The organism is Streptomyces sp. NPDC054847 (assembly GCF_053610925.1).
On the sequence record NZ_JBSGZJ010000360.1, the window covers coordinates 1 to 7,355 of the forward strand.

9 protein-coding genes are annotated in these 7,355 nt (G+C 72.0%); 5 read left to right on the forward strand and 4 right to left on the reverse strand.

Annotated features, from left to right (window positions below):
- Positions 1-317 precede the first annotated feature (317 nt).
- Entirely contained in the window at positions 318-776 is a 459-nt protein-coding gene (locus ACWGH4_RS27065) for an ester cyclase (RefSeq protein WP_453465542.1), read from the forward strand.
- A 196-nt stretch (positions 777-972) separates the two neighbouring features.
- On the opposite strand, the gene ACWGH4_RS27070 is transcribed toward ACWGH4_RS27065, so the two are convergent.
- Positions 973-1,623 carry a maltokinase N-terminal cap-like domain-containing protein gene (locus ACWGH4_RS27070; RefSeq protein ID WP_453465544.1) on the reverse strand — a complete coding sequence of 217 codons (651 nt, stop codon included), beginning with the start codon at positions 1,621-1,623 and terminating at the stop codon, positions 973-975.
- A 52-nt stretch (positions 1,624-1,675) separates the two neighbouring features.
- Positions 1,676-2,182: a cytidine deaminase gene (locus ACWGH4_RS27075; RefSeq protein ID WP_453465546.1), complete on the reverse strand. Its 507-nt coding sequence runs from the start codon at positions 2,180-2,182 to the stop codon at positions 1,676-1,678.
- A 69-nt stretch (positions 2,183-2,251) separates the two neighbouring features.
- Between ACWGH4_RS27075 and ACWGH4_RS27080 the strand changes: the two genes are divergently transcribed.
- The 3 genes from ACWGH4_RS27080 (at position 2,252) to ACWGH4_RS27090 (ending at position 4,838) form a co-directional block, all read left to right on the forward strand.
- The gene (locus tag ACWGH4_RS27080; protein WP_453465548.1) at positions 2,252-2,833 is read left to right on the forward strand and encodes a flavoprotein; all 582 of its coding nucleotides are present in this window, start codon (positions 2,252-2,254) and stop codon (positions 2,831-2,833) included.
- A 202-nt stretch (positions 2,834-3,035) separates the two neighbouring features.
- Positions 3,036-3,833, forward strand: coding sequence for a transglutaminase domain-containing protein (locus ACWGH4_RS27085; protein WP_453465550.1), 798 nt, complete (start codon positions 3,036-3,038; stop codon positions 3,831-3,833).
- A 195-nt stretch (positions 3,834-4,028) separates the two neighbouring features.
- A complete protein-coding gene (locus tag ACWGH4_RS27090) occupies positions 4,029-4,838 on the forward strand; it encodes a maleylpyruvate isomerase family mycothiol-dependent enzyme (RefSeq protein WP_453465552.1) in 810 nt (269 codons plus the stop codon).
- 44 nt (positions 4,839-4,882) lie between these two features.
- On the opposite strand, the gene ACWGH4_RS27095 is transcribed toward ACWGH4_RS27090, so the two are convergent.
- Complete coding sequence (locus ACWGH4_RS27095) at positions 4,883-5,224, reverse strand: hypothetical protein (RefSeq protein ID WP_453465554.1); 342 nt, start codon at positions 5,222-5,224, stop codon at positions 4,883-4,885.
- 148 nt (positions 5,225-5,372) lie between these two features.
- Positions 5,373-6,155 carry a VOC family protein gene (locus ACWGH4_RS27100; protein ID WP_453465556.1) on the reverse strand — a complete coding sequence of 261 codons (783 nt, stop codon included), beginning with the start codon at positions 6,153-6,155 and terminating at the stop codon, positions 5,373-5,375.
- A 288-nt stretch (positions 6,156-6,443) separates the two neighbouring features.
- Between ACWGH4_RS27100 and ACWGH4_RS27105 the strand changes: the two genes are divergently transcribed.
- Positions 6,444-7,181, forward strand: coding sequence for a methyltransferase domain-containing protein (locus ACWGH4_RS27105; RefSeq protein WP_441262784.1), 738 nt, complete (start codon positions 6,444-6,446; stop codon positions 7,179-7,181).
- The last annotated feature ends 174 nt before the right edge of the window (positions 7,182-7,355 follow it).

Below are 7,355 nucleotides of genomic sequence, written 5' to 3' on the forward strand. Positions count from 1 at the left end.
CGGCTGGGATACCCCAGCCGAGCGTCTACGTGATCTACTCACCACCTGAAACCAGGCGGTGTTGCGACGACCCCTTGAACCGAAGCACGGCGAGGGGCCTTCGGCATCTGCCCCGGAGGGCTTGCACGTCTCCCTGCATGTGACTGCGCGGAGCGAGTTCGTCTGCCGCTGCGGCGGCAGGCGTTCGGCGTCGTCCGGGACCCAGGGAAGTGCGCCGGGCACCGTGCGCCGGCCGACCGGTCGGCGGGGGCGTGATGGCAGGCGCCACCCAGGTCACCGCCATAGGCTGGAAGAGGACCTCAAGGACGGAGGGCAGCATGGACCGCGATGCGATGCTCCGCCTTTTCGAGGCTCACCGAGAGGCCGAAGCCGCCCGGGACTATGACGCCATCCTCGCCACGTTCGCCGAAGACTGTTTCCTCGAGACGGTGCCGCTCGGGTTGCGGAGTGAGGGCAGGGAAGCGGCCCGGGCCGCTTACGTGGGGTACTTCACCGCATTTCCCGATCTCAGCCCCGACGACCAGGGCATCGCTTTCGGGGACGACGTTCTCGTCGTCTGGGGCACGTTGCGCGGGACGAGCGGTGGCGCCTGGCTGGGCGTACCTCCGAGCGGTGGGTCTTTTGCCGTGCAATTCGCCAACGTCGTCCCGTTCAAGGGCGATCTCATGGCCGGCGAGACGATCTATTTCGACCTTGCGACGCTTACCGAACAGGCCGGGTTGAATACCGAGCAGATTCGGATGGCCGCCAAGGCCCGCGCTGCGGGCGGCCCGTAGTACCACGGAGCAGCAGGGTCCTCCCTGGAGTGGACCTCGGGCCGTGGCCGGTCCACCTGCCACCACGGCCCCGGGTATCCGCCTGCGGGCGCGCTGCCTCTGAGAGCGCACCTGCGGCCGGCGGCGCGCGCGCCGCGCATGTCCGGGGTGCGCCGGCCGTGAAGGCGGCGGAGGCGGCCGGCGTTTGCCCGTTGCGTCAGGGTGTCGCGTCGCCGAGGACGGCGAACCGGGAGCGGTTCTCGGTGCCGTCCGGGGTGTGCCAGCTCGCGGTGACGTGGGCCCTCGCATCCGGCGTCGGAGCGGCGGGGTCCAGGCGGCGGGTCACGTGGAGGACCAGGCCGGGGGACACCGCGAGGTGCGTCCCGTGCTCGTCGTCGGTGACCGGCGCCGGCGTGACCGTGGGCGGGAGCGGGGCTCCGGCGAGGTGCGCGGTGACCGAGGGGTCGGGTGTGTCGCTCACGCTCTGCGCCTGCGGCTCGGCGTTGCCCTCGACAAGAGCGAGCAACTGCTCGACGAGGACCGGGTCGTGAGTCCCGTCGTACACCCAGCGCGTGCCGAGGACGCCGTGCTCGGACGTGCCGATGAGAGCGGCCGCGTCGGCTCCTTCGAGCGGCGCCCCGCGGTAGCTGAGAGGTACGTGGTACGAGTGCGGCCGGTCGCCGGAGGTGTCGGTGACCACCATGAACTCGATGCCCACCTCCCCCTTGGGGTCGTCGAGGCGGAATCCGCCGGCCTTGGACAGTTCAGGCCGGCTCGCCGTGCCCTCGTACCAGGGCCGCGAGGGCAGCCAGGCGGCGAGGAGTTCCAGCTTGCCGGGGGTCATGGTGGTGCGGTGGATGACAGCCATGCTGCCTGAACGATCAGATGACGGCGGCGGATTCCCGTTCCTGGCAAACGCCCTACTCGGAGTGGGACTTCTGTGACGGCCACTTGCCGTCGTCCGTGAACTGCGAACCCCAGTAGTACGGGTTGACGTCCCGGAGCGTACGGGCGCGCCATCCCGTCGCCGAGCCGGCGTCCGGGACCGCGACCTGGACCTCTGGGCCCCACATGGCGAGGCGTTCCTGGCAGATGCCGCACGGCGGCAGGATCAGTACTTGGTCCCGTTCCGGGTCCCGGTAGACGCAGACCGACGCCGTGACCCGCCGGTTCAGTGTGTACGCCTGGCAGATCGCGCCGGTCTCGTGGCAGAGGGACACCCCGCCGTTCAGGTTGTCGAGGCCGACGCTGGTGAGTATCCCGCCGTCGTCCAGACGGAGCGCGGCGGCCCCGCCCGGCTCGTCGGCCGGCCACCGGCGGTTCAACTGTGCGAGCGCCGCGTCGACGAGCCTCTGATCCAGTCCCAGGTCCAGGTCCATGCCGCGCATCCTGGCATGCCGGCCGGGGCATGAGGTGGTGAAGATCATGAAGCGATCCAGGGGGGCGTACGGGATTGCGCTCCTGGACGTGCGGAGGCGTGTGATCGGATGGAGCGCATGACGAGGACGACACTGCATCTTTTTTGCTCCGCCGCGCCTCCCGTGTTCGACGTCGCCCAGGTGATCGAGCAGGCGCAGGCCGGCGGGTGGGACGTATGTCTCGGCCTGACGCCCGACGCGGCACGCTGGCTGGAGCCCAGCCTCGACGGACTGGCGGTGCTCACCGGCCACCCGGTCCGTTTCGCCTACGACCGGCCCGGAGAGCCGGAGATCTGGCCGTCGGCCGACGCTGTCCTGTTCGCGCCGGTGACGTTCAACAGCCTCAACGCATGGGCCCTGGGCCTGACTTCGTCGTTCGTGGTGGGAGCCGCGGCGGAAGCGATCGGCAGGGGCGTCCCGACGGTGGCGGTGCCCTGCGTGAACGCCGCGTTCGCCCGGCACCCGCAGTTCGAAAGGTCTGTGGAGACGCTGCGCTCGGCCGGCGTATCGGTCCTGTACGGCTACGGCGAGAACGGCCTCGCCCCGCACGAGCCGGGCCAGGCCCAGGGCCGGGGGCAGGGTCAGGAACAGGCGGGCGCGTACCCGTGGGGAGCGGCTCTGGAGGTGGTGGGCGCGCAGGTCGCCGCCGGGCGGTCGTAACAGGCCCGGGGCGGGAGGCCGCCGGTCCGGTCGCCGGCGGCCCGCTCGCGCCACGCCCGCAGGCGGCCCGGGCGGCGGGGCGGCGGGTGACCTGGCAGCCGAGCGGGTCGGCCGACGACATAGTTGAGCGCGTTCAAAAACTCTGCCACGATGTCCCCGGCCGGCCGTGTACACCCGGCGCTGGACGAAAGGACGTCGTCGGATGACGAGCTCGCTTCTCCGGCCGCGAGGCCGTGTCCGTGCGCGTACGGTCCCCATGGGAATCGCCGAGGGCAGCACGGAGCCGACACGGATCCTCGACTGGCGGCACCCCGGTGTCGCCGCGCTCGTCAGCGGCCTCGGCACGACGACCGCGTCGGCTCCCGAAAACGCCGCCGCGGACCAGGTGCAGGCCCTGCGGAGGGCTCATCGGTGGATCGCCGAAGCCGTACGACCGGTGTACTCGGTGCAGGACGAGCGGCCCGTGTCGGACGTCCTGCGCCGCGGCCGGGGTTCCTGCAGCCAGCGCCTGGCAGTCCTGGAGTCCGTCGCGCGGGCGTCCGGGGTCGCCACGCGGGTACGCGGACTCGTGGTCGACGGAACGTTCTGGTATCCCCGCTTTCCCCGGCTGCACCAGATCGTCCCCGACCAGGTCCTCCTCGCATGGCCGGAATTCCGGATCGACGGCCTCTCGCCGGAAGGGCACCCCGCAGCGCCATGGCTGACGGTCTCCGAACTCTTCGGGGACCTCGGCGAGTTGAGTGGCGCTCCGGGTGGCGGCTTCACCAACGCCGGCGCGGAGACGCTCTTCGAGGCGCTGTCCCGGACGGCGATCGACTGGGACGGGTCGACGGCCTGCCCGTCCACCGGCGCGCCCTGCGACCTCTCGGCCCACGTCCTCGCGGACCTCGGGCACTTCGACTCGCGCGACGAGCTGTTCGCCCGGCACGGCCAGACGCTCTGCGGAATGGCCAGACTGCTGGCCGAGCCCGTCCTCGGCCGACGCGCGGCCGGCGCATAGCGGTGCCGCGGCCCGTACAGGCGATGGAGAGGCAGGCCTCCGTCGCACGCAGGCGGGACACGCCCCAGGGAACGGCAGCAGAACGGTGCAGCGGTACGTGGCCCTGCGTGAGCGGCTTGCGGCGGTGCGGGCGGGCCGGGGCGAGGGTACGGGGGCCCGGCGTAGCCTGGGAGCGGGGGCTTGAGGAGGTGCACGATGGCCACGCCGACTGTCTCCGCGCGGGAGATCCCCCGGACCTCCGCCGCGCGGGCACGCTGGGTGAACGAGGCGGAAATACGTGCCTCGCTCGCGACGATGCGCGCGCTCGGTGACGAGCCCCAGGCATGGTCCCGGCCCACGGCCTGCTCGGGCTGGACGGTCCGCGACATGGTCGCCCACGAGGTCGGGCAGTACGAGGAGTTGCCCAAGCCGTGGCTCATGATCAGCCGGATGCGGCGCGGCCGGCAGGAACACCCCGGTCTCGGCCCGCTCGACGGTCACAACGCCCGCCAGGTCGAGGAACGCAGCGACGTGCCGGGTCCGGAACTGGCCGCCGAGTTCGCCCGCGTCGCCCCTCGGGGCGCCCGCTCCCTGCGCCGCATGCCCGCCCCGGTCCGGAAGCGGATGCGGCTCAGCATGATCTTTCCCGAGGGGAAGGCGCTCCCCGAGGACTCGATGGACTACCTGAACAGCGTCCTGGTCGCCCGGGACACGTGGATGCACCGCGTGGACATCAGCGACGCCACAGGGGTCGAGCTGGTCCTCGACGACCATGACCGCGAGATCGTGAACCAGATCGTGCTGGACCTGGCGCTCGGCTGGACCGGGCCGCCGTGCCTGCTCGAACTGTCGGGCCCGGCCGGCGGCCGTCATCGGCTGGGCAGCGGCCCGCCCGACGTCGTCCTGCGGGCGGACGCGATCGCCTTCGCCCGGCACGTGTCGGGGCGGCCCGCGCGCGGCGAGCTGGTGTACGAGGGGGACAAGGACGCCGCTGCGGCCCTCGACGCGGCCCGGGTCCTCTTCTGAGCCCTTTCCGGGCGTCTCGTGCCGGGCCGTCGGCGGGCCCGCGGCTAGTGGACGAAGCTGTAGCTCAGCCAGGGGCCCGCGCCCGGCGCCGCGACGTCGGACGTCATCGACGGAATGTAGATCGACTCGCCGCCGGAGCAGTCGTCCGTCGGGTAGACGATGGCGTCGGTCTCCGTCTCGTTCTCGACCGCGACGGCTCCGGGGTGCTCGAAGTGGTGGCAGCCGATGACCTCGGGGCTGGTGACCGTCGTGTGGTGTTCGTGGCCGGTCTCGTACGTGAGCGTGCCCACGGCGGTGCGGTCGAGGCCGGAGCAGCCCGCGGCGGTGAGGGCGAGGAGCACGGTCGCGGCAACGACGGCGGCATGCCGGTAAGGGGTCACGGACACGAGCGCTCCTCGTCCGGTCGGGGAAGGTCCTGGCGAAGGCCACCTTGCCGTCTACCCAGGCCGGAGGCATCCGGGGAGCGGCCGGCCGGGGTACGGTCCCCTTGTCCGGGCCGCGCCCGCCCCGGCCGCCGGAAGCCGGCCGGGACGGTCAGGACCGGAGCTCGGCGAGACGTGCGAGGGCGTCGCGGGCGGAGGCGCGCTCGTCCGCGCCGAGCTCGAGCCCGGCGGCCCGTGCCAGCATGCGCTCAGCCGTCTCCTCGTCGCCGAGCCGGTGCGCGACATCCGCGCGCAGCACCAGCAGGCGCAGCAGTTGCGGGGGATCGGGCTGCTCGCCGTCGAGTCGCAGGGCGCGGTCGATGATCTTCGCTGCGCCCGGCAGGTCCTGCTTGGAATCGACGAAGAGGTCGGCTGTGCGCAGCGCCCGCGCGAACCGCCCTTCGGGGACCGGCCGTCGGTGGCCGCCGCCCGGTTCCGCGCCCTCATTCCCGGCGTCGTTCCCCTTCCGACGCGCGTCGTGGTCCCCGTCCTGTTCCTGGATGCCCGTTTCCCTGATCTCCTGGCCGACGCGGATGCTGTTGCCGCCGGGATCGGTCATCAGGAACTGCCGCATCCCGTAGGACATGTCCTTCAGCGGCCCCATCCGCGGCAGTCCGCGGCCGGGGATCTTCCCGTAGGCGGCCTTGAGGCCGCCGCGGAAGGCGGCGTAGAGGCCGTCGACGTCGTCCGTGACGATGTAGCAGCCGGAGTAGGACTCCGCGGGGTCGAACCCCTTCATGGCGAAGAACTGCAGCTGGACCGGGCCGCGTTCCACGACCGCGTACGGATAGGGGCTCTTCTGGAAGAAGGTCGTCCCGAAGCCCAGCGCTGTGTAGAAGTCGACCACCGGCTGGATCGCGTGGCAGGGGAGCAGGGGGATGGTCTTCTCGGTCATGTGAACGAGAGTAGGCAAAGTTGACTAGCGGCGCCACAGGGAGGAGCGGAATCTCCGCCGTGACGCCCGGAAAACCCGCTCCGGCGCTCGCCGTTCTGCCGTCCTCAGCGCCTTCGGCGGGGTCGCCCGACGACGTGTGCGCGCGGCGCGGGGCAGGGCTCGACCCGCTGGCCGACAGCCCGCAGGGCGCCCGTCCAGAGGCTTTCCGAAGAACGCTCGCACCCGCTCTGAGCTGGGCTTCTTGGCCGTTCGGCCGTAGCGTTCGACCATCGTTGAAAGGGGGTCCCGATGGACCGGGGCATACGTACGGTCGACGACGTCATGAAGCTTCTGGACGGGCTGTTCGCGCCGGAGGCCGACCGCTGGACCGAGGGTGCGGCCGACTGGTGGGACGGCTTCTACAGCGACCGCTCCAAGTCCGTGCCGTTCTTCGTGGCGAAGCCCGACGAGAACCTGGTCTCGTACCTCGACAGGGGCCTGATCACCCCGGGCCGGGCGCTCGATCTGGGCTGCGGCCCCGGCCGCAACGCCCTGCACCTCGCCGCACTGGGCTTCCAGGTGGACGCCGTCGACCTGTCGCCGGTGGCGATCTCCTGGGCCGAGGAACGCGCACGCGAGACCGGGGCCGGGAGCGCGGTCCGGTTCCACCGCGGTGACGCCTTCGCTCTCGACCCGGTCGAATTCGGCGGCCCGTACGACCTGGTCTACGACTCGGGCTGCTTCCACCATCTGCCGCCCCACCGGCGCGTCAGCTACCGCCGGCTCCTCGACCGGGTCCTCGCCCCTGGCGGTCGCTTCGCCCTCACCTGTTTCGCGTCGGGCGCGATGGGATCCGAACTGCCCGACGCCGACTTCTACGGTCAGTCCCGGCTGCACGGCGGCCTCGCCTACACGCCCGAGTCGCTGCGGTGGATCTTCTCCGACCTGGAGGAGGTCGAGCTGCGTCGTATGCGCGACGAACCGGACGGGTCCCCGTGCTTCGGCGAGGCCTTCCTCTGGTCGGCGCTGTTCCGCCGGCCTTCCTGAGGAAGGTCGTCCCAGGGCAGTCCTTCCCTGAACTGCCGTCCGCCCAAGGGCAGTAGCAGCGCCGCCGTCCCCGGGAGCCGGGGACCGCGGCGGCGTTGCAGTCCGCGCCGCGACCGCGGGCGGCCGACCCCGCCCGTCGCGTCCACCGCCCGCGCGGCGGCCGGGTCGTCGGAC

Bases quoted from the DNA above. Each gene is read 5' to 3' on its own strand.
- ACWGH4_RS27065 (WP_453465542.1), top strand. From the start codon at position 318: ATGGACCGCGATGCGATGCTCCGCCTTTTCGAGGCTCACCGAGAGGCC.
- ACWGH4_RS27070 (WP_453465544.1), bottom strand. From the start codon at position 1,623: ATGGCTGTCATCCACCGCACCACCATGACCCCCGGCAAGCTGGAACTC.
- ACWGH4_RS27075 (WP_453465546.1), bottom strand. From the start codon at position 2,182: ATGATCTTCACCACCTCATGCCCCGGCCGGCATGCCAGGATGCGCGGC.
- ACWGH4_RS27080 (WP_453465548.1), top strand. From the start codon at position 2,252: ATGACGAGGACGACACTGCATCTTTTTTGCTCCGCCGCGCCTCCCGTG.
- ACWGH4_RS27085 (WP_453465550.1), top strand. From the start codon at position 3,036: ATGACGAGCTCGCTTCTCCGGCCGCGAGGCCGTGTCCGTGCGCGTACG.
- ACWGH4_RS27090 (WP_453465552.1), top strand. From the start codon at position 4,029: ATGGCCACGCCGACTGTCTCCGCGCGGGAGATCCCCCGGACCTCCGCC.
- ACWGH4_RS27100 (WP_453465556.1), bottom strand. From the start codon at position 6,155: ATGACCGAGAAGACCATCCCCCTGCTCCCCTGCCACGCGATCCAGCCG.
- ACWGH4_RS27105 (WP_441262784.1), top strand. From the start codon at position 6,444: ATGGACCGGGGCATACGTACGGTCGACGACGTCATGAAGCTTCTGGAC.